This is a genomic window from Acetobacter persici, assembly GCF_018256955.1.
GTDB lineage: Bacteria > Pseudomonadota > Alphaproteobacteria > Acetobacterales > Acetobacteraceae > Acetobacter > Acetobacter persici.
Map to the genome: position 1 here is coordinate 87364 of NZ_JAERKU010000005.1, position 25919 is coordinate 113282.

Below are 25919 nucleotides of genomic sequence, written 5' to 3' on the forward strand. Positions count from 1 at the left end.
TCAAAACTCCACTCCCTGCTGGGCGCGCACACCATCTTTAAAATGATGTTTGACCAGAGACATTTCCGTGACCAGATCCGCCGCCTCGACCAGCTCCGGTTTAGCGTTCCGGCCTGTCACGACAACATGCTGACCGGGAGGCCGGGCCGCAAAGGCAGCCAGAACCTCCGGCAGGGGCAGATAATCATACCGCAGGGCGATATTGAGTTCATCCAGCACGACCAGAGCCACATCCGGGCGGGAAAGGGCCTCTTTCGCGACGGCCCATGCCTGCTGGCAGGCCGCAATATCCCGCGCGCGGTCCTGTGTTTCCCACGTAAAACCTTCGCCCAGAGCATGAAATTCCACAAGGTCTTCAAACCGTTCCAGCGCCCGGCGCTCCCCTGTGTCCCACGCCCCTTTAATAAACTGCACCACCACCACGCGGTGACCATACCCTACGGTGCGCAGGGCCAGACCGAAGGCGGCGGTCGATTTGCCCTTGCCCGACCCGGTATGGACCATCAGCAGACCTTTTTCGATCTGCTTGCCCGCTACTTCCTGATCCTGCACGGCCTTGCGTTTCTGCATTTTCTCGCGGTGGCGTGCGGCCTCCTGCTCCGGGGTGGAGGGGGGTATGGCAGAGATCATGTCAGAACGGGGCCTGTATCGGTTTTTGGGAATGTGAAATGGCTCTCGACCGCTGCGCGACGGGCGTTGCGTGGCCAGAGCGGAACGACGCGCGCACTGCGCGGAGTATGCGGCCGGGAAGGACGCTGAGGGTCTGCCGCCTCCTCCTTCTCCGGCGTAAGGTTTGCGGAGGCGCTGACCATAAACAGCCGCGCAAACCCCTGCGGCATGGAAGGGGCCAGCAAGGCGGGCGGTGTTCCGGCGGCAAGCGCGCTCAGCACCCGCAGCGGGCCACCGTGAGACAGGACACAGGCCGGGGTGCTTGCCTGCTGCACCTCCTGCCAGAATGCCCGGACCCGATGGCATAACGCGCGGCCACTCTCACCACCCGGCGGGACAAACCCTTCCGGGTCCGCCGCCCATGCATCCAGTAAGCCGCGGTCAATATCCTGCCAGAGCCGGCCTTCCCATTCCCCGAAGTTCATTTCCGCCAGTCGGGGGTCGATGCGCATTTCCATGCCTGTGGAGGCTGCCAGCTTGCGGGCCATCTGCTGGCAACGGGCGGCGGGAGAGGTGTAAAGCACCCGGCAGACTGCGCCCTGCGCCAGTACGGCCAGCCCGGATGTGACCCGTTCCCACCCCGGACGCAAGGCGACGTCCTGCCGCCCGTAACATACGCCCTCCGGCACCATGACCGGTGCGTGGCGCACTAACAAAACGGGGAAAGACTGCGCCATTTTTCTCTCCTCAGGCAGACCTGCATGGCCGGTATCGCCCCGGCGCGCGCGGGCCTGCTGTTACAACCCGCGTTGTTCAACGCAGCACTGCCCCGCCCGGCTCCGTGCATTTCAGGCAGACCCGGTATGAGGCACGGCAGGATGTGGGGGCAGCGCCGCAGGACCACAAGCCAGCACATGGAAAAATGAACCGGACACACCGCCCCTGCGCCCGCCGCATGGGCCAAGGTCCGTGCCATCCCCCGCCCGCAGCTGCGCGAGCGGCGCATCGGCTCCGGCCTCCAGCACTGTGGCGTAATGGAATTCATGCCCGCGCAGGGTGGTACCTGCCTGCCCCAGCACCGAGGGTGCCAGCAGAGTCGCCTCCCGGTAACCCAGATTGAGCTTGCGGCGCGCAAAGGATGTGACGTGCCCCAGCAGACCCGTCATGCGATGGTGCGTGCCCTGCGCATCTTCCAGCGCCTCACCCAGCACCATGAAGCCCCCACATTCCCCATGCACCGGGCGGGTGGTGGCGAATGTGGCCAGCCCCCGCCGGAACTGCTCCGCCGCAGCCAGCTTTCCCGCATGAAGCTCCGGGTATCCGCCGGGCAGCCAGCAGACATCACACGACGGGTCCGGTGCCTCGTCCGCCAGCGGGGAAAACGGTATGATTTCCGCCCCTGCCCGCCGCCAGAACAGGGCCAGATGGCCATACAGGAATGAGAACGCGGCATCATCCGCCAGCGCAATCCGCTGGCCGGGCGGCGGAAGCGCACCGGGCGGAAGAAGGTCCGCCTGACGGGTTCCATTCTGAGAGTTTTCAGCCTGCAAAAGCGTATCCGGCAGAGGGCGGGCAGTGGCGAGAATAGCGTCGAGGTTGAGTTCCCGCTCGGCCTTGTCCGCCAGATCTTCCAGCCAGTCTGTCAGGCCGTGATGCTCCCGCGCCTGCACCAGCCCCAGATGCCGTTCCGGCAGGGGCGTGCCGGGCTGGCGGAGCAAAGTGCCACAGACCGGCAGGCCCGCGGCCCGAATGGCCTCTTCTGTCAGACGGGCATGGCGGGGAGAGGCCACGCGGTTCAGCACGACGCCTGCCACCTGCACCTCCGGCTGCCATGTGGCAAAACCATGCGCCACGGCCCCTACCGTCTGACCCTGACCGGACACATCCAGCACCAGCAGCACGGGAATAGTAAACCGCGCGGCAATATCTGACGGCGCCCCGCGCCCGCCCTGCGGTGCCACAAGGCCGTCAAACAGCCCCATTGCGGATTCCACCACCACAAGGTCCACATCCTGCCGGGCGGCCTCCAGCGTTGCGGCCAGCAGGGCCGGGTTCATGCACCAGCTATCCAGATTCAGGCCGGGACGACCTGTCAGGGCGGCATGAAAAGCCGGGTCGATATAGTCCGGGCCGGTTTTGGCCGCCCCCACCCGGATACCGCGCCGCCGGAAGGCCGCCAGCAGCGCCAGCGTAACTGTGGTTTTTCCGCCGCCGGAGCGCGGGGCGGCCACCATGATCGCACGGACGCTCATGCGCGTTCCTCCGGCGTGTGAGACCTCTGCTGAGACCCCTGCGTGTTCAGCGTCTGTTCGCGGACCATCTGCTCTTCAGGCCTTTGTGGGGAAACTTCCGGGCCGGAGGCGGCATGCAGCACGGGCGCCAGACCGCCTTCCAGCACCTGCGCCACACTGTTGCCGCGCGGGTGCCACAGGCCGCGCTGCCAGACGTCCGCAAAGCGGGCGCGCATGGCCTCCCGCGCCGCCGGGTTGGTGCGCCGGAGGAACGTATCACACGCGCTATCCCCCAGTGTGGCGGCAAAAACCCTGTCAAACTGCTGGTCAAACCGCTGTGGCAGGGTGGCGGCAAACCCATGCAGGGCCTCCAGCCCCCGCGCCAGTTCCGCAGCGCCTGCGTAGCCGTGCTTCTGCATCCCGGCAATCCAGTCCGGGTTGGCCAGCCGACCGCGCACGATGCGTGCCACTTCCTGCGCGGTGGCACGCAGGCGCGGGGTTTCAGGCCGGGAGGTATCGCCATGCCAGAGAGCCGGGCTGGCCCCGAGGGCCGCTGCTGCTGCGGCCAGCCCGCCCTCATGCGCTGCATTTTCCGGGCTTTCCAGCATATCGGTTTCCGCGTGGTCCTGCACATGCAGCACGGCATCCGCCTGCCCCAGTAACCGGGCAAGGGTCGCGGTATCCTGCCCGCCATCCCGCCCGCCGCCGTAAGTCCATGCGGAATTTTCAAGCCATGCCTGACCAAGCGCCGCCTGATCCGCCCCCGTGCCGGCGTGCAGGGCATCCTCCAGCCCCGTGCCGTAAGAACCGGACGCCGCGCCAAAAATGCGGGCGGTCGCACGGGTCCGGGCCGCGCCCTCCAGCCCCTGTACGCTGGCGGCCAGAGGGTTCCACTCCGCGGCTTCCCGACGGCTGGCAACGGCCTGCACCACCTGATCAAACAGGGCAATCTGGTCTGGAAAGGCATCCCGGAACAGGCCGGAAATACGCAACGTGACATCCACCCGCGGGCGGTTGAGCACGGGTAGCGGAATGATTTCAAACCCGCTGACATGCCCGGTGCCTGCGGCGCGCTGCACCGTGACCCCCATCAGCCGGAGTGCGAGGGCCATATCCTCCCCGCCGGTGCGCATGCTGGCTGAGCCCCACAAATCCATGACCAGATGGGTCAGCGGTTCCCCCTGCTCCTGCATATGCCGGGTGAGCAGCAGTTTTTCCATTTTTTCAGCCAGCACCATGGCGGAGGGCGTTGGCAGCGCACGCGGGTCCAGCGTGAAGAGGTTGCGCCCGGTGGGCAGCACATCCAGCCGCCCGCGCGTGGGCGCACCGGCGGGACCGGGGGTGACAAACCGGCCCGCAAGAGCCGCGAGAAGCGCCTGCGCTTCCGCCGGGCCGCTCTGGCGGATGCGGTCGGTAATGGTCTGGAACAGGGGGGCGGTCTGCTCTGTCGGACGCGGGTCCATCTGCCCGGAAAGACCCTGCGCACTGTCTGGCTGTGGCGTGCCAGCCTGTGGGGAACAGGCCTGAAGAATTGTCTGAGCGAGGGTCTCGGCCTCGGGCGCGGTCTGGCCAAAAATATGCAGGCCGTCACGGATTTGCAGATCTTTCACATCACACAGATACGCATCCAGACGGGCGAGGGCTTCGGCCTCATCCTCCTCACCGGGGCGGACACCACTTTCTGAAAGCACGCCGGTCCGGGCGGCTTTTTCCAGAATCTCCTTGCGGAGTAATGCACCACGGCGCGGGTCCAGACCATCGGCCTCCGCATATTCATCAATCAGCCGTTCCAGCGTCTGCATTTCGGGCGAAAGGTCAGCCTGCCGGACCGGAGGCGTCATGTGGCCAATGGTCACGGCCCCGAGCCGCCGTCTGGCCGTGGCGGCCTCACCCGGATTATTGACAATAAACGGGTAAATAACGGGCAAAGACCCCGTCAGCACCGCAGGCGCGCAGGCGGCGGAAAGGGCTGCGGCCTTGCCCGGCAGCCATTCCAGCGTGCCATGCGTGCCCAGATGCACCAGCGCGTCCAGCCGCCGCACGCTGCGCAGCCACAGGTAAAACGCCACATAAGCGTGGCAGGGCGGGATATCCGGGTCATGATACCGGGCTTTCCGGTCGGCCTGACGCCCCCGGTCCGGCTGCACGGCAAGCGTCAGATGCCCCAGTTCCAGCGCGCGCAGATGGAACGCGCCTTCCTGCACGCATGGGTCCTGCTCCGGCGCACCCCATGCCTGCGTGACGGACGCCATAAACCCGGCATCCAGCTCCGCCGCCAGCGCATGGTATGTGGGAAGGCTTATCAGCGGGCGGGGGGCCGTCTGGGCCAGCAGAGTTACGAGGGTTTGTGCGTCTGGCAAAGGCGCTGGCCCGGTCTGATAGCCTTCCGCCCGCAGCAGAGCGAGGATGGAGGCCAGACTGGCAAACCCGTCCAGCCCGACGGCATGAGCCACATGCCCCGTCTCCCGCGCAAGCCCGGCCCCCGGATAATCTGAGAGGATAATGCCAACCCGCTTCTGCTCCGGGGCCAGATGCCGCAGGCGTGCCCATGCCAGCCCCCGCGCCACGGTATGCCGGATACCGGGCAGATAAGGTGTGCGGGCCGCAGGCAGGCCGGGCGGCGCGTCCTGCCGGAAGGAAATGGGGAGTGTTGCGATGCTGCCATCCAGTTCCGGCAGCACAGCCTGCATGGCGAGGTCCGACCGGGAGAGACCGCGCGGGCTGCGCCCCCATACCTCCTGTGTCGCCCCCGGCTGGAGCAGTTGCAGGATGGGCGCCCCGGCAACCGTCAGTGGGGAGTGCCCCTGCGGGGTTCTGGAAGAAAACAGGGTCGCGTTGAGGACAATATCTGGCTGGAAGTTTTTCAGCGCATCGGCAACGCCGCTTGCAACAGCAGGGTCTTTAAGAGATGTAACAAACAGCATCTCCACCCCGCAGCCCTGTGCGGCAAGGGCATCCGCCAGCGCGTCCAGCGCGGCGATATCCCCCACCATCAGATGGGCGCGGTAGAAAATCAGTGAGGCCCGCAGCGTGTGGCCTTCTGGCAGAGGAACAGAATCCTGACTGAGTGTTGCTGCACCGGCTGTTTTAAGGTCCGTGCGTGCTGCAACTGTGCGGTACACTCCCCACGGTGGCAGAGATTCCGGCTGTGCGCCATCATCCGCGTGTTGCCCGGCGAGGCTGGCCATCAGGCGCAGGGCATGCTCCATATTGTGAGCACCGCCATACTGGAAAAACCCGTTCAGTCGCCTGCGTATTTCACCCGACACGGTGGAGAGCTCCGCCAGACGGCTATCATCCGACAGCGGGGCACCGGCACCCGGCTGTGGCCGGGCTTCTCCGGGGAGCAGAGCCAGCGGGATATGGTGCGCCCGGCACCATGCCGCGAGTTCCTCAGCGCCATAGCGCCAGTAATCCAGCCCGCCGAGCAGCCGCACCACCACACAACGGGCCTGCGCCAGTGTGGTCTCCAGATACAGATCGACCGACATGGGGTGCCGTAGCCGGGCGAGGCTGGTGACCTGAAGAGAGGGCAGCGTCTCCCCCTCCCCGCGCGGACCGACCTTCAGCCGTGCCTGTGCGTGCAGCAGGCCGAGCAGGTCACTTTCCGTAAAGGACAGGACAACAAGCTCCGCCGGAGGCAGGCCGAGGTCTTCCGCCACGTCCTGCTCATCCAGCGTCCGGCTGTCCCGCACAAGAAGGTGCATGGGGGCTGGCCGCCTGCTTAACCGGCGGACGTTGCGGACGGATCTGCCGCCAGCGCCGCCGTAATGGCGGCCTCATCCAGCCCCTTCTGCCCGATGACCACAATACGCCCGGTGCGGGCCTCCTGCGGGGTCAGGGGGCGGTCAAACTCATGCCGGAAGCGGGTGCCAACACCCTGCACAGCCAGCCGCATGGGCTTGCCCTGCACACTGGCAAAGCCTTTCATGCGCAGGACGTCATACCGGGCCGCCACATCCTGCAACAGGGTCAGGAAGCGTTCGACGGAAAGCTGTTCCGGTACGGTGACGACGAAACTTTCAAAATCATCATGCTCATGCTCGCCATCTTCCGCATCATGGTGCGACGGACGGGACTGGAGATCAGCCTCAGCTTCCGCCCCCAGACCCAGCAGCACGGCGGGGTCCACCTTGCCATCCTGCGCGCGGATAATACGCACCGGGCGCGGACAGAGGGTTCTGATCTCTGCTTCCACCGCATCAAGCTGTGCGGCATCCAGCAGGTCCGTCTTGTTCAGAACAATCAGATCCGCCGCGTTAAGCTGGTCTTCAAACACTTCCGCCAGAGGGTTGTCATGATCCAGTGAGGGATCGGCCTCGCGCTGTTTTGCCACGGCCTCTGGATCATCCGCAAAGCGGCCGGAGGCGACGGCGGGCGCATCCAGCACAGTGATGACGCCATCCACCGTCATGCGGCTGCGCACGGTGGGCCAGCCAAAGGCTTTGAGCAGCGGCTTGGGCAGGGCAAGGCCGGAGGTTTCAATCACCACATGTTCCGGCGGGTCGGCCCGGTCCAGCAGGGCTTCCATCGTGGGCAGGAAATCATCCGCCACGGTGCAGCACAGGCAGCCATTGGTGAGTTCCACAATATCATCCTCCCGGCAGCCTTCTACGCCGCAGCCGCGCAGGATTTCTCCATCAATGCCCAGAGAGCCGAATTCATTGACCACAACGGCAATACGGTGGCCCTGCGCTTTTTGCAGGATATGGCGCAGGAGCGTGGTTTTCCCCGCCCCCAGAAAGCCTGTGATGATGGTGACGGGAACGCGGGTGGATGCGGTCATGACGGCTCCTGTTCAGAGACTGTGGCCTCAGGGTAGAGGGTAGCGGGCACGCGGCCCAGAATCATATCAGAAAGAGAGGCCGGGCGGCGGGACGGCATAACCGTCCCTTTGGCCGAGGCGGCATAGAGCCGCGCATAGGCCAGAAGATCTTCCGCCTTTTCCGGCCCAAGATGGCCGAGCAGCCATGTCCAGCGGCCCGGCATGGCAATGGCCGCCGTACACCCACGGTCACACGAGGCCAGACAGGCGACGGGACGCAGCGTGACGGGGCAGTCCTGTTGTGAGGCCTCCAGCAGGGCCGTCAGGCGGTCCAGCAACTGTGCGCCCGGAGGGTGATCCATGCCGGGGCCGCCGCGCCGGCAGGTGGTGCAGACATGCAGCACCGGGCCTTCCGCCACGGCAGGCGGCGCGTGGGAGGACGGGGCGGAATGCGGAACAGACGCAGGCATAAAAAATTCCCGATCAGGCGCCGCTCCGGGAAGATGCGGCCCTTAAACGGAGTGCATGCACAGTGCTCCTGCTGGCACAGGAGTGATGCGCCAGCCCAGCGCACCCTCGCCTTCCGGGCACCCCGCCGGACACGACACCTCAGACAGCCGCCCGCCCTGAAAGGGCAGCGCGGATGATGGCAGGTCTCCTGGCTTGTGTCGTGCAGGTCTGCGCGGAATAAACCTTGCAGCCGCGGGTCCGGCTGCCTTCCCGGCCCCCTTACCGGAGCCGGTGGCATGGACCTGCCCGCCAGAGGCGGCAGGCCCATAGCGGACCATGCAATCACTTACAGTTGCGGGGGCAGCGACGGCCTTGCAGCGGATGCTGCGCACCGGTCTTCCCTTTTCATCCCTCGCGGGACACCATCATGCGGCAAGCATCGCATAATACCGGTATTTTTCAAGCCGTAAGCCGGGCGCTTTATGAGCAGACCTGTTCTGCCGCCTCTTCGTCCTCATGCTCGGCCAGCCTGACGGGAAAGGCATTGCCGCTCAGCACCACTACCAGCATGGCCACACAGCACAGCGCCACAGAAACAGGCACCAGAACCGCAACGCCATACGCGGACAGAAGCTGCCCCCCAAGGGCCGAGCCAAGCAGAATACCGATATTGCTGGTGCTGTTGACCGCCGCCCCCGCTGTATCCGCCGAGGTGGCGCGGGTGCGGATCGCCCCGGACATGATGAACGGAATGATGCAGGCATAGGCCGCGCACCAGAGGCAGACAACCGCCACACTCTCCCAGCCCGGCACCAGCGTCCCGCCCAGCAGCGCAATCGCGCACGCCATGACCACCCCGGCGCCGAGCATCCCCACACGCGGGCAGCGATCCACCATCAGGCCGGAGGCCCAGAGGCCGGACAACCCCAGAACCCCGATAACCAGCAAGGCCAGACTTACAGACTGCTCGGGCAGGCCATGCGCCATCAGCACCGGAGCGATATAGGTGTACACAACATTATGGGCGAGGAAGAACATGGCGTTTGCCGCCACAACCCACCCGAAGGCGCGCACAGCCTCACGCGGGGCCTTGTACGGCCCGGATGGACGCCCCGCCGGTTTGACAACCGGCGGCAGGCAGACGGCAATCAGCACCGTCAGAAACGCTGCCAGCCCCGCCACAACCAGCATCGCGATGCGCCAGCCTGCAAAATGCCCCAGCGCCGCAGCCCCCGGCACCCCCAGAACGCCCCCCATGGAGGCCCCGCCAAACACAAAGGAGATGGCCCGGCCTGTCAGTTTTTTGGGCACCAGATGGGCGGCATAGGCTGACACAATGGACATAAGCAGCGCATGCGCGCCGCCGCCGAGGGTGCGGCCCAGGCACAGCACAGCAAAAGTGGGCGCAAAGGCTGCTATCAGGTTGGACAGCACATACCCTGCCAGCGCCACAAGAATCAGGCGCTTCCGCTCCACCCGTGCGGTGAGAACCGTCAGCGGCACAGCCGCAACGGCCACAATCAGCGCATACGCCGTGACTGCCAGCCCGATATGGCCGGTGCTGGTGTGGAAAGTACGGGCCATCTCCAGCATGAGCGCAACCGGAGCCATCTCACTGGTGATGGCTGTAAAGGTTGCGGCACACAGGGCGACGAGGCCAATCCGTGTTGAAACAGACAAGGAACCGAACACAGCTTTCCCCTTAACCCCGGATCTCTTCAAAGGGTGGTGTGCATAGCGTATTTTCTGGAAAAGCGCGCCCGGAAAAGCACTGCGTCTGATAACGCAGCAGTCTGCTGAGGGCGAGAGCGCGCAGACAAGAGCGGGCTGGCAGAACAGGCCGGGCGCTGAGAAAAACGCCCGGCCTGCCAGAGGGGTTTGTGACTCCCCCCTTATTGCCCCTTGGCCGGCGGATTCACCGGCTTGCTGTCACCCCGCAGGTTTTTGACCTGCTCCGGCGTGACGTGGTGATCCCCGGAGCCGAAGGTGGCGGTCACGTAGTTCACCAGTGCGGCAATTTCCGCATCGCTCAGGCGCTGCACGTTGGACTGACCATCAAAGCCCGGCATGAAGGCATGTTCCTTGCCCGCCGTGCGATCCACCCCTTTCAGGATGGTCATGATCAGGTTGTCCGGACGGCCTGCGCCTACGGTGGAGTTGGCAAACAGGGAGGGCACATAATGGTCCTGCGTGCCAGCCCCGTCCCGCCCGTGGCAGGCCGCGCAGTTGGCATCATAGATGTGCGGGCCATCCATTTCCGCCAGATCATCAATCCGCTGCGGGCCTTTGGTGCGGATATCCGGCTCGTTCACCGCCTTGCCAAACGCATCACGCGCGGTGTGGTCGGCCTCATCCTCCATCGGGGCAACCTTGAGGATAAAGGCGGCCAGTGCGTGCAGGTCCGTATCCGTCAGGTGGCTCGTGCTGTGCTCCACGGCTTCCGCCATGGGACCTGCGGCCTGCGCACGGCCCGCCACATGCCCGGTGCGCAGATACGCCACCAGATCATCCTCGCTCCACGAGCCGATGCCGCCGGTTTTGCTGGAGGTGATGTTGGGCGCGTACCATGCGCCAAGGGACGTCCCGGCCAGATAATGGTCCTGCTTTTCACTCAGCATAAAGTTACGCGGGGTGTGGCAGGTGCCGCAATGCTCCAGCGCGTTGGCCAGATAACGGCCCCGGCGAAGCGGGTCATACGTGCTGGAATCCCCGGTTTCCGGCGTTTCCTTACTGGCGATGAAGTTCCACGCCATCATGGCCGGGCGGATACTGGCCGGGAAGGACAGATTTGTCTCTTCCTGCGCTTCCGCCACCGGTTTGACCGCATGCATGAACCACGCATACAGGGCTTTTACGTCCTGATCCGTCATGCCCGCGTAAGACACGTACGGCATGACCGGATACAGATAGGAGCCATCCTTGCGCACGCCATGCCGCACGGCGTTTTCAAAATCCGCTTCCGTATACCGGCCAATTCCGTGGTCCGGGTCCGGGGTGATGTTGGTGGCAACCACCTGACCCATCGGGGTGGCGATTTTCAGGCCGCCCGCAAAAGGTTTCCCGCCCGGTTTGGTGTGACAGGCTACACAGTCCGCTGCTGTCGCAAGGTAGGCACCCCGCGCCAGTTCAGCCTCGGCACTGTCCGGCTGAGCGGCCGGAGAGGCACCTGCCTGCGTTGAGGCAGCAGGGGTTGCGGCCTCCCCGGCAGGAGCCGGTTTTTCAGAGGTTGGCGTGTGGTCTGATGTTTTAGCATCAGAGCCTGCAACGGGCTTCCCCTCTTCCGCCACAGGCGCGGGCACTGTGGGCTGGGCGGACGGTTTGTCCGCTGAGGCAGCGGCGGCCAGCGGTGCGAGCGCCACACCACCAAGGGCTGTTCCGGCAATAAGAGCGGAACACAGGAGAGTTCTGAAATCAGGCATGAAGCAGTTCTTTTTTCAGCGTATCTGCAACACGCAGCGCCAGCGCTGCGACCGTCAGAGTAATGTTGCCCGTGCCCACGGTTGAGAAAACTGAGGAACTGGCAATAAAGAGGTTCTCATGGTCATGCGTCCGGCAATGGCCATCCACCACGGAATCTTTCGGGTCCGTGCCCATGATGGTGCTGCCGGAGGGATGATCCTGCGGGAAGTAACCCGGTGTCCACTGTTCATCCGTGCCGTGCATCAGGCCGATCAGCTCCTTGAACACCTTGCGGGTGTGGTCACAGCTTTTCACGGTGTAGTCAGGCAGTTTGTAATAAACATCCGGATGCGGGATGCCGAGAATATCCTTGTTGGTCTTGCTCAGCGTCAGGCGGTTATCCGGGTCCGGCAGGGCCTCGTTATGGCTGAACAGACGCACGGTATGAGAAGCCAGATAACGGATCTGTTCTTCCAGATCCCGCCCGACATAACCTTTGGAAATGGCAAGCTGGGTGGCAAGGTCCACCTGATTGTCATCCACCATATGCACCAGATACGCGCCGCGCTCATTCCGCCAGTCGCCGTCACGGAAATTGTCGATCACGTTGGTTTCCAGCGGGCCACGGCCCGGCCAGAGGGCTTTATCCCCACTGATAAACGTCACCTGCACGCCGGTATGGTCCATCATGTTCCGGCCCACATGGCCTGAACTGTTGGCAACGCCATCCGGGCTCTGCTCATCCGCAGAGACCAGCAGCAGTTTGGCGGTTTCAATACAGTGCGCGGCAATCACAAAATATTTGCCGGTGACGCGGTGGGAATTTTTATCCGGGTCATAATACTGCACGGCGGTCACGCGCTTGTTGGCGCTGTCTCGCTCGATTTTATACACCACGGCGTTGGGGATGAACTTCGCCCCGGCGGCCTCGGCATGGTACACGGAATAACTGCCGTTATACATCGCCCCGATGGGGCAGATGGGCATGCAGTTATTGTGGCCCTCGCACGTCGGGCGGCTGTCATACGGGCGGGTGTTCCGGGCCTGCGGCTCATGCACCACGCGCCATGGCGTTTTTTCACTGATCAGCTTGCGGAACTGCTGCGCGGCGTAGGAGATGGGCAGCGCGTCCATCGGGTAAGGCTGTTTGCGCGGAGAACCGAGGTCCTCCTTGGCCGGGTCCGGCCCGCAGACGCCCATCATCACTTCCGCCTGATAATAGAACGGCTCCAGATCCTCATACTTCAGGGCCCAGTCACGCCCCTGCCCGTAGCGGGTTTTCAGCTCAAAGTCCGAGGGTAGGTAGCGCCATGCGCACCCGGCCCAGTGCCATGTCGTGCCGCCCATCATGCGCAGGTACACCTGCTGGTAGGCTTCCGCATTCGGACCGGACGTGTGCAGATAATCATTCGGCGTGATCTGGTTGGGCGGATGTCTGGCCCACGGCACCGCCGGAAAAGGCCCCTGATAGGAGGGCTTGTTTTCCAGATTACGGAAATTTTCTACAAAATGCTGGCGGTCCACACGCGGACCAGCTTCCAGCACGATAACGGAAATTCCGGCGCGCGCGAGTTCATTGGCAATGGACGCTCCGGCAACACCGGACCCGACAATGACAACATCGGCGGAGAGAGTCTGTTCAGAAGGCATACGGCTGATATTCCCGCTCTCAGGTCGGTTCTACGACGAATTTCGAGGGTGAAAGGGCTGGATGCCCTGTGGGACGGTCTACTTCCGGCGGCTGCGTGGTCCAGTAGAACGGGCCGCCTGTGGCGTAGGTCTTGGGGTAGACCGCGTCCTTCGTGATGTCGAACATCAGGGCGGAGCGATAGACCACCACCTTGCCATCCGCGACACCCCGGTACCAGCCGGTCAGAATGTCATGAATCACATCCTTCAGGGCCGGGTCCGCCTTTTCCGCTGCGGCGGCAAACGTGGTGGCGCTGGAGAACTGCTCTTTGCTCATCAGATCATGCAGCGCGCTGATCTGCGCCTGCCGTCCGGCATCGCTCTGGACGATTCCTGCATAGAGGGCATTCCCGATACGCAGGTCCAGCGTGGGGCGATCCGTCAGCAGGCGAGAGACCGCCATGAACTGCGCTGCTACCGGGTCTGCGCCCTGCGCAGGGGCGGAAGGCGCATCTGCCGCACCCGCAACCCCGCTGGCAACGCCATATGTGACGGCCGCCCCCATGCCTGTCAGCAGTACATCGCGCCGGGACATCCGCAGTAATCTGGCCATCCGCATTGCGTTGGGCGAGACATTTTGCAGACTGACGGGCGCACAGGGCCAGTCTTTCTTCATGGTTGGTCCTTTTCCACAGTGTACATAACCGGGCGGACCATCAGCCTGTGAAGAGCCATGGTCCTTTTTGTTATTTCATCAGGGTTTAAGTCTATAAAGACGTATCCGGCAGGCTTCCAGCCTGAAATTCCCGCGCTTCGGGATTTCCCTCAGATGATATTTATTCTCAATTAGCCAACATACTCCTGCCATTTTTACAGGAGCATCTTTTTTCTGTTACGGATCTTCTTGCTGGACGGATTTTTCCCCGCCGTTTTTTATACGAAACACCTCTCCGCTCCGCTTTATTTCAGATTGCTCTGCACAGGATTTGATCTGGCCATGACGCCCTCTGAAACACCGACAGCATCCCTGATCACCTTCCCCGGCCGGACCGTGCTCTCCCGCCCGGACGCCTCGCGCTATCTGGGGATCGGGCAGAACGCATTACTTGTCATGGCGCTTCTGGCCTGCGGGCCACGCAGGATTTCGGGCAACGGGAAAAAGCTCTACCGGGAAGAAGATCTCGACCTGTTCCGCCAGAAGCTGATCAGCACCGTGGGCGTTGCACAGGCGGACGCGCCTTACAGAAAAGCTGAGCCGGACACCCTGACCATGCCAGCCGGGCCAGACCCGCTGATGCGCCTGCTGGTGCGGCACCTGATCAGGCGGCGGATGATCCTGATCACGCTGTGGGGCATGGTGCTGCTGGGCGGGTTTATGAGCCTCACTCTCTTCTGAACAGTCCACCCCCGCGGACGATATTGACCGGCCGATGGGGTCTGTTATATTGCTGCCAATATATTTTACATGTCAAATATTCCCACCCTAACAAAATAGAGGTTTTCCGGTGCCTCAGTACGGCCTGCCTGCTCTGGATGATTCCGCATTCAGCTCCATGGCGCTCACTTTTCGGGTCATGCGGCTGGCGGCGGTGTGGCGCACGCGGCTGGAACGCGCCCTGCGCCCGCACGGCATGACCGTGGCCGTCATGCGGCCTCTGGCCTACCTGATGATGATGCCGGAAGGCACCACGCAGCGAGATCTCGCGCTGGTGATGGATACGGACTGCTCCGCACTGGTGCGGGTGCTGGACCTGCTGGAAAAGGAAGGCCTGCTCTCCCGCACGCCCGACGCGCAGGACCGCCGGGCCAAATGCCTGAGCCTGACGGCGGCCGGGCGGGAAAAATGCGCCCTGTTCCATCAGGTGGCCGGAGAGGTTGAACTGAGCATGAAGGAGGGCCTGTCCGCGCAGGACGCACAGGGACTTGTGGCGCGGATGGACGCCCTTCTGACCACCGCTCACGCTCTGCCCACCTGACGCCACCCGGAATAGCCTCCGCCATGTCCTCCCGTTTTTCACACACCATCCGCCGCCTGATGCCCGCCCTGTTTGCCGAGGATGAACAGTGGCAGGCCACGCTGAGCACCGCCGCCTATACCGCACGGGTGTTCCTGTGCATTGGCATTGCCCTGTTTCTGGCCTTTATGTTCCAGCTCCAGTCCCCCATGAGTGCCGCCACCACGGTGCTGATTGTGGCAAACCCCACTGTGGGGGCCATGGTTTCCAAAAGTGTGTGGCGTGTGATTGGTACTGTAATTGGCGCGACCATCAGCGTGGGCGTGATGGCGGCCTTTGTGCAGTCTCCGGTGCTGTATTTTGCAGCGCTGTCCGTGTTTGTGGGGCTGGCCTGTATGGTGGCCACCTTCCTGCGGCTGTTCCGCGCCTACGCCGCCGTGCTGGTGGGTTATACGATTGTCATTGTTTCCGCCCCCGCTTTTGCCAACCCGGAACATATTTTTCTGGCGGCTATGGGGCGGCTTTCCGCTGTGACAACCGGGGTGGTGACAACCGCCTTTGTGTTCATGCTCACCTCCCCCCACAAACCCAGCCGCGTGCTGACGGCGCTGGGCGATGCGTTCCGGGAAACGGTGCGCCATGCCTTGTCTTTTCACGCAGCGGAAAGCCAGCACACCACCCTTGAGGATGCGACGGACCACGCAGCAGAACAGATTGAACGTCTGGAAAGCAGCGGCCCGGCTCCCTCCTTCCGGGCGTTGCCGCCCCCGCTCTATGATAGCCGCAGCCGCCTGCTGGCGCGCATGGCGGGGCTTGGCCCGGCGATTGAATATGCCGCCGCGGATGACAGGGACATGCAGGCGCGCGTCAACCGCCTGCGTATTTGCCTGAGCCGCCTGACCGGCCTGATTGTGACCTATCACCCGTACTGGCTGAATCTTTCTCTGGCCAACGGAGCCTCCTGCGCGGTGCATCAGGAAGTTGCCGCCACGCTGGAACGCATTCTGGAGCTGACAGAAAAGCCGGGCTGGCAGGACGACCCGAAGCCTGTTTCCGCCTGTATCCATGCCACCCTGCTCGCGCTGGACCGTCTGGAGACTGAGACCCCATCCTCCACTGTGCTGGCGTCTCTGGACAATACGCGGGATGTGCTGGTGCAACTGGATCAGGCCCTGCATGACCTGACAATCCGCCGCCCCACACGGGCGCGCATGCCCCTGCGCCCGTATCTGGAATGGCCCATGGCCCTGCGGAACGGCGCGCGCGGCATGTTTATTGCGCTGCTGGCCGGGATGATGTGGTACGTGCTGCACTGGAGCACCGGGCCCATGCTGATGCTGTTTGTGGTGGCGGCGTCCAGCCTGCTATCCACCACACCGTCCGTCGCAAAAACCAGCCCGCTGATGGCCACGGGCACCGCGCTGGCCATTCCCGCCAGCTTTCTGTGCCACACGCTGGGCCTGCCACAGATTGACGGTTATCCGCTGCTGTGGCTGACCATCTGCCTGTTTCTGCTGCCCGGTGTGTGGTTGCAGTTCCACCCCCGCTACAGCATCGGGGCGTTTGGTTATGCGGTGTTTTTCACCATGATGCTGGCTGTCAACAACCCTATTACCTATGATGACCTGACGCTGACCAACAACTGGCTGACCATGGCTGTGGCCTGTGTGCTGCTGGTGCTGGTGTTCCGCGTCATTCTGCCCGCCAACCACCGGCTGGATGCGGCACGGCTGGTCTCTTCCCTCACCCGCAGCGTGCAGCGTCTGGCCCTTGCTCCGCAGAACCGCAAAGTGATGTGGGTGGCGTGGGAAGGATTCCAGATTCAGAAAATCTCGCGCATGATGATGCGCTTTTCCTTCCTGACAGATGATGTGGACCGGCAGGGCTATACGGATGCCGCCTTTGCCGCTCTCTCACTCGGGCGGCTGATTGTGCGGCTGCGCTGGAACGCGGGCCACACCCTGCCCGACGGGCAGACGCATGACCTGCTGGAAGACGCCCTTGGCTCCTTCCGCTACCTGCATAGTGCGCCGCTCAAAACGGCAGCGGGGCTGAGCCTTGCGGCACAGAAAATCAGCGCCATTCCGGACCATGCCGGCACGGCACTGGCGCGGGACCGCGTGATTTCCTGCCTTGAGCAGGCGGCCTATATCATCCGCTCCGTACCGGGCTTTTTTGACCGCCACGGGCCGCTGCAACTCACCGCCGACATGCCTGGGGCCAATGCCCCCGTCTCCGCCCTTGTGCCGCAGCGCAATATCCTTTTTGGCTAAAGCAGGCGGACGTGGTTATTCCGTAACGTCCGCTGCCGTGCAGCCTGCCGGTGCGTTGACAGGGTTGCAGCGGGCCACAGCGCCGTTGGGGAAAGAGACAGAGTAGTTATTCCACGGTGCGGTTTCAAACGCCGGATAGTCCGTGCTGATAATTTGCGCGCCAGACTGGAAGGCCGTCTCCCGGCGGGTCACGTCACCCTGTCTGGCTTCCACCGTATTGGCATCCGAACGGGTTCTGACCAGATAACCCTTTTTCACCAGAGACTGAATGGTCTGAAGAGCGGCTGTATTATCGACCGCAGCACTCCCGTTCCCGGCCTTGCCGACAAAGCCTTCATTCGCTTCCGTAAACGCAGCGTCCGGGTCACCGGGGCGACCGTTGGTGAAGACGACGCGGCCACGCAGCGCGGGGTGCCCAGCCACATACCGCGCTGTGTCATGCGGGCGGTCAAACGTGAAAACAACCTTGCCGCGCCCAAACGCCAGAGCAGGCCAGCCCCGTTTTAAAACTGCTTCTTCCAGCGTGGCGTAAGAACCGCGCACGTCGTCCGGGGTCAGGATATTTTCACGCCCGAAGATAGAGAGCAGTTCCGCATCCAGCTTGTCATAGGTGGCTTTTGTAAACTGTTCCGGTTGAGTGAAGGGCAGCTTCCCTCCGGGTAGCGGCACATCCTGCTTGGTTTCCAGATCAATATAGACAGGCAGGTGATTAGGGTGCGCGTCTGACCATTCCTTGACCAGTGTCAGGCACTGGCGCAGCGGTTCACAGCTTGAACGCTGATCAATATCGACAATATGCATGACCTTGAAGTCCGTGCCCTGTTTGTCGGTCGCATCGCTCTGGTCCGCATCAGGCGTGAAGCCTGCTTTTTTCTCCCACTCCACACCGCGAGGATGGGCGTAGCGTTTGCCGGAACTGTCAGCATAGATATCAATTTCAAGCTGGCGCACACCACCATCCAGCTGCGCTTTCAGGGACCCATGCTGGTAGTCCAGCGCGTCCGCCATTTCCGGTGACAGTTTTTTCAGCCATGCGAGTGTGGTGGGGGAAAGACTGCGCCGGTAGCTGTTGTGCGTACCAATAACCTGAATCTGGTTCATTTTAAGTGTGTCATCCGCAAAGCTTGCCGGGGATGACAGAACAGAAAAAGCGCAGAGAAGTGCAGGAAGCGCACAAAAAACTGGTTTCATGAAAACGTCCAATTTCAGCAGAATGGGAACGGGCTGGGTCTATGAGGGCCGCATAGCCTGCACGGAATAATAATGGAGCGGAACAAAGTAAAGAAATGGCTACATAGTTTCATATTTATTTCACAAACCAATTTTTATAGAAAAAATAAAATAAATTTCACACTTTGTCAGAATAAACACAGATCAGAAGAGCTTTATGAAACTTATATTACGAAAGGAGAATCATTCTTCTATCCAGAAATGAATTTTTGTAAGGGGATACCCATTCGAAATTCTTATGACTGAAGAGTGCACATAATCATGCCTGTAGACCTCAGTCATCTGGTGCTGCTCCAAACATGTGTCGGAAAAATCTTCTTATGAAAAAGACGCTTTTCAGGTTTGCTCTGTGCTGTGGCATCGCCTTTCCGTGCGAGGTCTGGGCAGAAACAGACACAGCCACACCCGCAGAGCAGAAGCCCCGGCAGGCACCGCATAAGGCCAGCGCGCCGCGCGCGGCCAAAGCCACGAAAAAAACCAGAGACCGTGCGAATTCTGCTCTGGAATCCGTGGTGGTGACAGCCCAGCGCCGGGCTGAAAACAACCAGACTGTTCCCATCTCCATCCAGCATATTGATGGCAAGACCCTTGCCAACGCAGGCTATACCGCCCTGACTGACCTGCAATATCTTGCACCGGGCGTGCAGTATGACCCCACACAGGGCGCTGCATTTCAGATTCGCGGTGTTGGCAGTGAATCTTTCGATTTTTCCAATGCAAAATCCGTCAGCGTTGTGGTGGATGATGTGGTGATGGATGCCCAGCGCGCCAACGGGATGATTGGCATGGTGGATATCAACAATGTTGATATCATGATGGGCCCGCAGGGCACGCTGTTTGGCATGAACTCCACATCCGGCGTTATTGCCGTCACCACCGGCAAGCCGGTGCTGAACAAATTTACAGCCCGGACCAGTGCGAGTTACGGTGAGCATAATGAGCGTATTCTGAATGCAACCGTGAATATTCCGGTTGGCAGCAAGGCCGCGTTCCGTATTTCCGGCTTTGATAACGCGCAGGATGGGTTTGGCCGCAACGTCGTACTGAACAAGCTGGTTGGCTCCACCAATGAATATGGTGGCCGTGGCAAATTCTATGTTCAGGCCACGGATAATCTGGATATTACCTTGCAGGGCGATTATGCCCACCACTGGGACAGCAGCGTCCGCACACCGGTGGGTGGCCAGAGTGCTGCCGTAACCTCCGCCCTCAACTCTCTGGGCGTTTATCCCAACTCAAAAAATGCGGATACGGCTGACCCTATCTATGGGAATATCGTTTCAGAAGAATATGGCGCGGCCCTGAAAATCCATACAAAAATCGGGGAAAACGACCTCAACTTCATCAGCGCATGGCGTCAGTCTCTGTATAACAACAACACGCCGGTTGACCTCGTGCCGCTGGATGTTTCTGCCTATTACCCTTACAATTTTGGGCATCTGACGACGCAGAAATTCAGTGATGAAATTCGCTTCTCCTCCCCCAAAGGGCATTTTCTGGAATGGCTGGCCGGTGGCTTCTTCAACCGTCTTGACGCACGCCAGACCCAGTATCAGTGGGGCACGGCAGGCGCACCGCTTTATGTGGATGGCGTTCCGGCCGCGAATTTGTACAATAACTCCGGCGCTGTGGGGTATAGCGGCAATACCTCCCTCTTCCAGTCCCGCAATGAATCTCTGGCGGCATTTGGACAGTTGAAGTTCAATATTTCCCGCCATTTTGATATCGCCATCAGTGGGCGTTACACTCACGATAAAAATTCTCAGGGGCTGAGCTTTATCAATACAGACGCACAGGCGGTCACGGGGTATAATCCCACTTTTACGCCTACCCATAACGCGCCTGTTTACCCGTGGGGCCAGATGACGGGCCAGAACTTCTCAGGCCGGATTTCTCCTGAATATCACTTCAACCCCAACGTCATGGCGTATTTTACTTTCTCCACCGGCTATAAGCCCGCAGGGATTGCGTTTGTCGGCAATAATTACGACCCGTACCATAAAGAGACCGTGAAATCCTACGAAGCCGGGATGAAGTCTGAATGGATGCACCACAGGCTGCGCCTGAACGTGGACGCCTTCCGTGAAGACTTTACCGACTTTCAGGCGACTGTGCTGACGCCTGTTCCGGCAGGGAATGGCACAACTATTCTGACAAGTGCGATCGGCAATGCGGGCGGGCTGGTCAGTCAGGGTTTTGAAGGCAATGTGGCCTATAAGCCTATTCCTGATCTGACATTATCCGGATCTGTTTCCTTTACGGATGCGCATTTTACGGATTACGTTGCCAGCACAAAAGCTAACTATACGAATACCCGCCTGACCAATGCGCCGGTCTGGTCCGCCAATGCCTTTATTGACTACCAGCATGACCTGACCCCGCATCTTGGTGTGCAGGCGCATCTTGACTACGCCTATCGCGGCACGACATGGACGGTAACCGGCCAGCCGGATTATTCCAAAGTTCCGGCTTACAGTCTTGTCAATCTGCGCGTCAGCCTGCTGCCGCTCAACAAGCGGCTTCAGGTCGGGCTGTATGTGCGCAATATGTTCAACCAGTATTTCTCAACCGGCTACCAGCTTTACGGGACGGCCGGGTATCTGCACTACACCTCACCGGATGCGCGCCGCACCGTCGGCGGGTTTATTAACTTCAGCTACTAACCGGGAACTGCCAACCGGGTTGCAGAGTCAGTTTGCCTGACCCTGCGGGCTAAGGCTCAGAACATGCGCCAGATGGTCCCGTTCAATTTCGAACGGGACATCCCAGCTTTCGCTTTCCTCGCAGAGTTTTCCGCGGATTTCGTAATAGTCCAGTCCGCGCAGGCCCGCGATAAAATAGAAAAACGTATCCGGCATTGTGCCGGGGGCCAGATTGATCACTCTGGTCCCTTTGCGGCAGAACATGATGTTGGTCATGGCTGCCCCCATCACCCCCACAACACACTCCGCATTTTTAAAAATCTTGATCTGCTCAAGAAGCGTCAGGTCAGACGGGTCCAGACACACAAAGCCCTGTTCTTGCAGGAAGTCCATCAGACTGTCTTCATCCCTGATGCTTCTGGCCCGGTTTTTACGAGTGAGATAGAGCTTGCGCACCTGCGCGCCGGGCACGCTGGCGACCATGGCGTCCGTGCGGGAAAAGGCCAGCGGAGACATATAGACGCCGTGATTACTCAGGCCATCCACCAGAACCAGTTCTTTAAAAAAGGACACATCCTGCGGGCTCATGGGGTGATAGAGCGGCACGAAGCCCGTGCTGAGCGCCACACTATCCCGCAGGACACGGGCGAAATTCCCTCCTGCCTGCGGCACGACCAGAGAACACAGAGGTAAATGCTCTTCCGCCAGCCAGAGTTTTGGCAGCAGTTCCACCATCCAGTGCCCGTAATTCTGCTCTCCGCGCTTGCGCAGCAGGAGGGAGGACGGGGTGACATGCTGTACGCTCTGCGTCTGTTCGGCCTGCAGAATCTGCGCAAGCCCTTGTGCGCACTCTTCCGGCGTATGCTGGGTGATGCTCTCCTGCACCAGCTTTTTATCCTGCGTAAATACCAGACCTTCCTGAGTGACATACACATCAAACAGTTTTGTTACCCGCACGCGGCCTGCGGGGAATGCGCCGGTAAACCAGCCGGGCCGCATGGCGTCCAGAATGTGCGCAGGAATATAATCGGGGTTCAGCACACGCGGAGGGGCGAGTTGAAAGGCGGGAGACGTGACCTCCGCCACGGACACCCTGTGCAGGCTCTGTATTTCCACCAGATCCACGCGTTCTGCCCTCCTCACTGTTCCGGCCCGCAAACTGTGATGCGGGTTTCAGGCAGTTTGCGCAACAGGCCAGCGTGCTGTGTCAGCGTGATCTGCCAGCACTCCCTGTTTGCAGAACTGTCTCTTGCCAAGCCAGCCCGTACCGTCACATCTTAAGGAAATATTAACATCTGGCATGGAGGGGCGTATGATCCCGTCTTCCTTTCTGGCCAGCCGCCTTGGTTTTTCTCAGGTGCCACTTGAAGAACCCGCGATGGCCATTCCCCACGCGCTTTTTGTTTTTCTGATTGAAAACTACCTGCGCAGTCAGCCTTTTCATGAAGAGGCGTATCTCCGCAGCAATCCGGACGTGGCGGAAGCCCTCCGGGCCGGGCATATCCCGTCCGCCAAGGAACATTACGTGACACAGGGCTACTGGGAAGAACGGGAGGGCGCCTGCCCGCCTTTTTGTGAGGACTGGTATCTGAGCCAGAATCCGGACGTTGCTGTTGCCGTCATGCAGGGTGAATGTCCGTCCGGCGCGGCACATTATACCCTGTATGGCCGCCGGGAGGGCCGGTGCCCCTGCCCGGAACTCGCGCCGCTTTATGCTGCATGGCAGGCTGTTTCCGCCCCTGCGCCTCAGCGCGCCAACTGAGCGGCCCCCCTCTGGCCAGAACGGTGCGGGCGTTATACGGTCTGCCGCATCCATGAAAACCGATCGCACCTTTCTGCCCAGACTGACTCTGGCGCTTTTCCTCTCTTACCTCAGCGTGGCTTTGTCTCTGACCGCCGTGCCGGTGTATGTCATGTCCTGGCCGGGCTTTACCAACGTGCTGGCCGGGCTGGCAGTGGGTATTCCGTTTCTGTCCACCATTTTCACCCGCAATTATGCCGGGCAGATTGCCGATGCCTCCGGCGGCCACCGCTGCATGCGGCGCGGGCTGATTTTCTATGCGCTGGCCTGCGGGCTGTGCCTGCTCTCCACCCTGCCCGCTCTGCCTGCCATTGGGCGATATGGTGTGCTGATAGCCGGCCGCCTGCTGCTGGGGCTGGGTGAGAGCCTCTGCATTGTGGGCATGATGGGCTGGGGCATTGCGCTGGCCGGGCAGCCACAGGCAGGCCGGGTTATGGCGTGGACGGGGGCCGCCATGTATGGCGCGTTTGCCGTGGGTGGCCCGGTGGGGCTGATTGTGTATCAGCATTTCAGTTTTGCTATGCTGATGGGCCTCAGCGCGGCCCTCCCTCTGGCGGGTCTGCTGCTGATCAGCACCCTGCCGCCAGCCCCCCTGCATACCGGCCACCGGGAACCGTTCTGGGCCATTCTGAACAAAATCCGTGGGCCGGGCATCGTCGTCGCGTTGCAGGGCGTGGGGTTTGCGGCCCTTGGCGCGTTTCTCTCCCTGCGGTTTTTGCAGGCCGGGTGGTCTTATGCCGGATGGGGGCTGACCTGCTTTGGCGCGGCCTTTGTGGGCATGCGGATGCTGTGCGGGCATCTGCCGGACAGGGTTGGCGGGCTGAAAGTAGCCCTGCCGTCTTTGGTGCTGGAAGCACTCGGGCTGGCGCTGATCTGGGGCGCGCCGTCTCCGGAAATTGCACTCGCCGGAGCCCTGCTGACAGGCGCAGGCTGCTCCATGGTTTATCCCTCCCTCGGCGTGGAGGTGGTGCGGCTGGTGCCCGCCCCCATGCGCAGCACGGCCCTTGGCGGATATTCCGCATTTCAGGATCTGGCTTATGCCGCAACCGGGCCGCTGGCCGGGTTTCTGGCGGACCGCTCCGGCTATGCCGAGGTGTTTTTACTGGGCAGCCTGTGCGCGCTGCTGGGGGCAGCACTTGTGTGCCTGCTGATTGCACTCAGACCCCAGAACAGGTGAGCTGCCAAGCTGGCCTCAGGCAGGCTGAAAGCAGCGGGCGACGTCTTCCTGACTGACCTCCGCCGGGGTCGCGGGCTGCCAGCGGGGGGAATTGTCCTTATCAATCAGCTTGGCGCGCACGCCTTCCACAAAATCCGGGCGGTGCATCATATGCCCGACCAGCGTTGTCTCCTGCACAAAGGCGTCATCCAGTGAGGCCAGCGTGCGCGCCTTGTGCCATGCGGCCCATGTGACCTGAAGAGAAAACGGGCACAAACGGGAGAGCGCATCCAGATCCTGTCTGGCAATCTCGCTCTCATCATCATCCAGATTATGCAAAACCTGCACCAGATCGGGCGCGGCGTAGCATGCCTCCAGCGGGTGCGCCGGGGCAGCGGGCACAGGGCGCGCATGGGCTTTCAGCACAGCCTCCACCGGCTGCGTTGCCAGTTGCGCGACAACATCGGGCAGCTTGTCCGAGGGGATCAGATAATCCGCAAAGCCGTTCTGCACAGCCTGCATCCCGTCCATCCGCTCCCCCAGCAAGGCCAGCCGCAGGCCGGATACGCCGGGCATACGGGAGAGGATCCATGACCCACCGGCATCCGGCGTAATGCCGATGCTGGTTTCTGGCATGGCCAGCACGGACCGCTCCGTCACTACCCGGTAGGACACATGCCCCCCAAGCCCGATGCCGCCGCCCATGGCAATCCCGTCCAGCAGCGAGACAATGGGTTTGGAATAGGCCGCAATCTGCCTCATGACGCGGTAGACGCGGTTGATTTTTGCAACGCCGGTTTCCGGCCCCTCAGCCCGGATCAGTTCACTCAGGGCGCGCAGATCTCCCCCGGAGCAAAAAGAGCGCGGGCTTGTGCTGTCCAGCAGAATGAGCGTGATGTCCGCATCATCCCGCCAGGCCTCCAGCACGCGGGCAATCCCCTCCGCCATTTCCAGATCGACCGCGTTCAGTCTGGCGGGGCGGTCCAGCCGGATACGGCCAACCGGCCCCATACGTTCGGTTTTGACAGTCGGCGTGCCGGAAAGGGCGGCTTCGGTCATTGCTTTCCTCTTATATTCATGCACAAAACACTGCGTCTGGAGTGTGATGAAGGAGAGCAGATGTTGGCGCTGGAAACCAGTACCTTCCGCAACGCCATGGCCAGACTTGGTGCTGCTGTTAATATTGTGACCACCGGAACGCGGGAAGACCCCGTGGGGTTTACGGCCTCCGCTGTCTGCTCCGTGACCGATACCCCGCCGACCCTGCTGGTCTGCCTGAACCGCACCAGCCGCGCGCGGGCGGCCTTTGTGGTGGGTGGCCCGTTGTGCGTGAACGTCCTGTCCGGCACGCAGCAGGACCTGTCCAACCATTTTGCCAGCCCCAACAGCATGGCGGAACGCTTTGCCATTGGCCACTGGACCACGCTGGCGACGGGCGCCCCCGTGCTGGAAGAAGCCGTGGCGACGTTTGACTGCCGCGTGAGCCAGATTGTAGAAGTGGGCACGCATAGTGTGCTATTCGGGGTGGTGGAAGCCCTGCGTATGCACGAGACGGCGGGTGGGCTTGTCTATTTCAACCGGGCCTATCATGCCCTGCCGCACACGGCACTTTAATCTGACAGGACCCTGACGCATGGCGCCTCGCCCTAAAATGGAACATGAAGATGATGTGCCGGTTATTACCGTCCGGGCGCTGATCATCATCCATATCTGTCTGGCGTTGTTCATTCTGCTGTGGGGCTGGCTGGACTGGTCCCTGCCGCAGTAAGGCCGCTGCCT

The 25919-nt window shown here is 61.7% G+C and carries 20 protein-coding genes, 1 pseudogene and 1 riboswitch; of the genes and pseudogenes, 8 read left to right on the plus strand and 13 right to left on the minus strand.

What is annotated here, in order from left to right; all coding sequences use genetic code 11:
* The 10 genes and pseudogenes from cobO to JK199_RS07955 all read right to left on the minus strand — a co-directional run bounded on the left by cobO (position 1) and on the right by JK199_RS07955 (position 13759).
* On the minus strand, positions 1-630 hold the full coding sequence (gene cobO / locus JK199_RS07910; RefSeq protein ID WP_212375029.1) for a cob(I)yrinic acid a,c-diamide adenosyltransferase: 630 nt from the start codon (positions 628-630) through the stop codon (positions 1-3).
* A 107-nt stretch (positions 631-737) separates the two neighbouring features.
* Positions 738-1346 (minus strand): annotated as a pseudogene (locus JK199_RS07915) (histidine phosphatase family protein); the annotation flags it as partial.
* Between the two features lie 111 nt (positions 1347-1457).
* Positions 1458-2861, minus strand: a complete 1404-nt coding sequence (locus tag JK199_RS07920; RefSeq protein ID WP_244984995.1) for a cobyrinate a,c-diamide synthase — start codon at positions 2859-2861, stop codon at positions 1458-1460.
* Complete coding sequence (gene cobN, locus JK199_RS07925) at positions 2858-6547, minus strand: cobaltochelatase subunit CobN (RefSeq protein WP_212375033.1); 3690 nt, start codon at positions 6545-6547, stop codon at positions 2858-2860. The genes JK199_RS07920 and cobN overlap by 4 nt, the downstream gene beginning before the upstream one ends.
* 17 nt (positions 6548-6564) lie before the next feature.
* On the minus strand, positions 6565-7626 hold the full coding sequence (cobW, locus tag JK199_RS07930; RefSeq protein ID WP_212375035.1) for a cobalamin biosynthesis protein CobW: 1062 nt from the start codon (positions 7624-7626) through the stop codon (positions 6565-6567).
* Entirely contained in the window at positions 7623-8075 is a 453-nt protein-coding gene (locus JK199_RS07935) for a DUF1636 family protein (RefSeq protein ID WP_077931030.1), read from the minus strand. The genes cobW and JK199_RS07935 overlap by 4 nt, the downstream gene beginning before the upstream one ends.
* A 161-nt stretch (positions 8076-8236) precedes the next feature.
* A riboswitch (cobalamin riboswitch) is annotated at positions 8237-8497 on the minus strand.
* 38 nt (positions 8498-8535) lie between these two features.
* Entirely contained in the window at positions 8536-9747 is a 1212-nt protein-coding gene (locus JK199_RS07940; RefSeq protein ID WP_342356304.1) for an MFS transporter, read from the minus strand.
* Between the two features lie 200 nt (positions 9748-9947).
* Positions 9948-11474 (minus strand): c-type cytochrome, encoded by a 1527-nt coding sequence (locus tag JK199_RS07945; RefSeq protein ID WP_212375037.1) that lies wholly within the window; start codon positions 11472-11474, stop codon positions 9948-9950.
* On the minus strand, positions 11467-13104 hold the full coding sequence (locus tag JK199_RS07950) for a GMC family oxidoreductase (RefSeq protein WP_086654655.1): 1638 nt from the start codon (positions 13102-13104) through the stop codon (positions 11467-11469). Before JK199_RS07950 ends, JK199_RS07945 begins: the two co-directional genes overlap by 8 nt.
* 19 nt (positions 13105-13123) lie before the next feature.
* A complete protein-coding gene (locus JK199_RS07955) occupies positions 13124-13759 on the minus strand; it encodes a sorbitol dehydrogenase family protein (RefSeq protein ID WP_212375039.1) in 636 nt (211 codons plus the stop codon).
* A gap of 321 nt (positions 13760-14080) precedes the next feature.
* Between JK199_RS07955 and JK199_RS07960 the strand changes: the two genes are divergently transcribed.
* The 3 genes from JK199_RS07960 (at position 14081) to JK199_RS07970 (ending at position 17311) form a co-directional block, all read left to right on the plus strand.
* Entirely contained in the window at positions 14081-14479 is a 399-nt protein-coding gene (locus tag JK199_RS07960) for a hypothetical protein (protein WP_077931025.1), read from the plus strand.
* A gap of 157 nt (positions 14480-14636) precedes the next feature.
* Entirely contained in the window at positions 14637-15059 is a 423-nt protein-coding gene (locus JK199_RS07965; RefSeq protein ID WP_077931785.1) for a MarR family winged helix-turn-helix transcriptional regulator, read from the plus strand.
* Between the two features lie 23 nt (positions 15060-15082).
* Complete coding sequence (locus JK199_RS07970) at positions 15083-17311, plus strand: FUSC family protein (RefSeq protein ID WP_212375041.1); 2229 nt, start codon at positions 15083-15085, stop codon at positions 17309-17311.
* Between the two features lie 15 nt (positions 17312-17326).
* Here the strand turns inward: JK199_RS07970 and JK199_RS07975 are convergent, their stop codons facing one another.
* A complete protein-coding gene (locus JK199_RS07975) occupies positions 17327-18502 on the minus strand; it encodes a phosphatidylinositol-specific phospholipase C1-like protein (protein WP_212375043.1) in 1176 nt (391 codons plus the stop codon).
* A 359-nt stretch (positions 18503-18861) separates the two neighbouring features.
* Here JK199_RS07975 and JK199_RS07980 point away from each other — a divergent pair, with 359 nt between their 5' ends.
* A complete protein-coding gene (locus JK199_RS07980; RefSeq protein WP_212375045.1) occupies positions 18862-21204 on the plus strand; it encodes a TonB-dependent receptor in 2343 nt (780 codons plus the stop codon).
* Between the two features lie 27 nt (positions 21205-21231).
* On the opposite strand, the gene JK199_RS07985 is transcribed toward JK199_RS07980, so the two are convergent.
* The gene (locus JK199_RS07985; RefSeq protein ID WP_212375047.1) at positions 21232-22308 is read right to left on the minus strand and encodes a glycosyltransferase family 61 protein; all 1077 of its coding nucleotides are present in this window, start codon (positions 22306-22308) and stop codon (positions 21232-21234) included.
* 187 nt (positions 22309-22495) lie between these two features.
* On the opposite strand from JK199_RS07985, the gene JK199_RS07990 reads away from it, so the two are divergent.
* Together JK199_RS07990 and JK199_RS07995 are read left to right on the plus strand one after the other, a co-directional pair.
* Positions 22496-22945, plus strand: a complete 450-nt coding sequence (locus JK199_RS07990) for a hypothetical protein (RefSeq protein ID WP_212359566.1) — start codon at positions 22496-22498, stop codon at positions 22943-22945.
* Positions 22946-22997: 52 nt separating this feature from the next.
* Positions 22998-24161, plus strand: coding sequence for an arabinose transporter (locus JK199_RS07995; RefSeq protein ID WP_212375049.1), 1164 nt, complete (start codon positions 22998-23000; stop codon positions 24159-24161).
* A gap of 15 nt (positions 24162-24176) precedes the next feature.
* On the opposite strand, the gene JK199_RS08000 is transcribed toward JK199_RS07995, so the two are convergent.
* A complete protein-coding gene (locus JK199_RS08000) occupies positions 24177-25199 on the minus strand; it encodes an enoyl-CoA hydratase/isomerase family protein (RefSeq protein ID WP_212375051.1) in 1023 nt (340 codons plus the stop codon).
* A 60-nt stretch (positions 25200-25259) separates the two neighbouring features.
* On the opposite strand from JK199_RS08000, the gene JK199_RS08005 reads away from it, so the two are divergent.
* The gene (locus JK199_RS08005) at positions 25260-25754 is read left to right on the plus strand and encodes a flavin reductase (RefSeq protein ID WP_025825640.1); all 495 of its coding nucleotides are present in this window, start codon (positions 25260-25262) and stop codon (positions 25752-25754) included.
* Between the two features lie 19 nt (positions 25755-25773).
* Positions 25774-25908, plus strand: coding sequence for a hypothetical protein (locus tag JK199_RS15970; RefSeq protein WP_272930612.1), 135 nt, complete (start codon positions 25774-25776; stop codon positions 25906-25908).
* Positions 25909-25919: the final 11 nt, after the last annotated feature.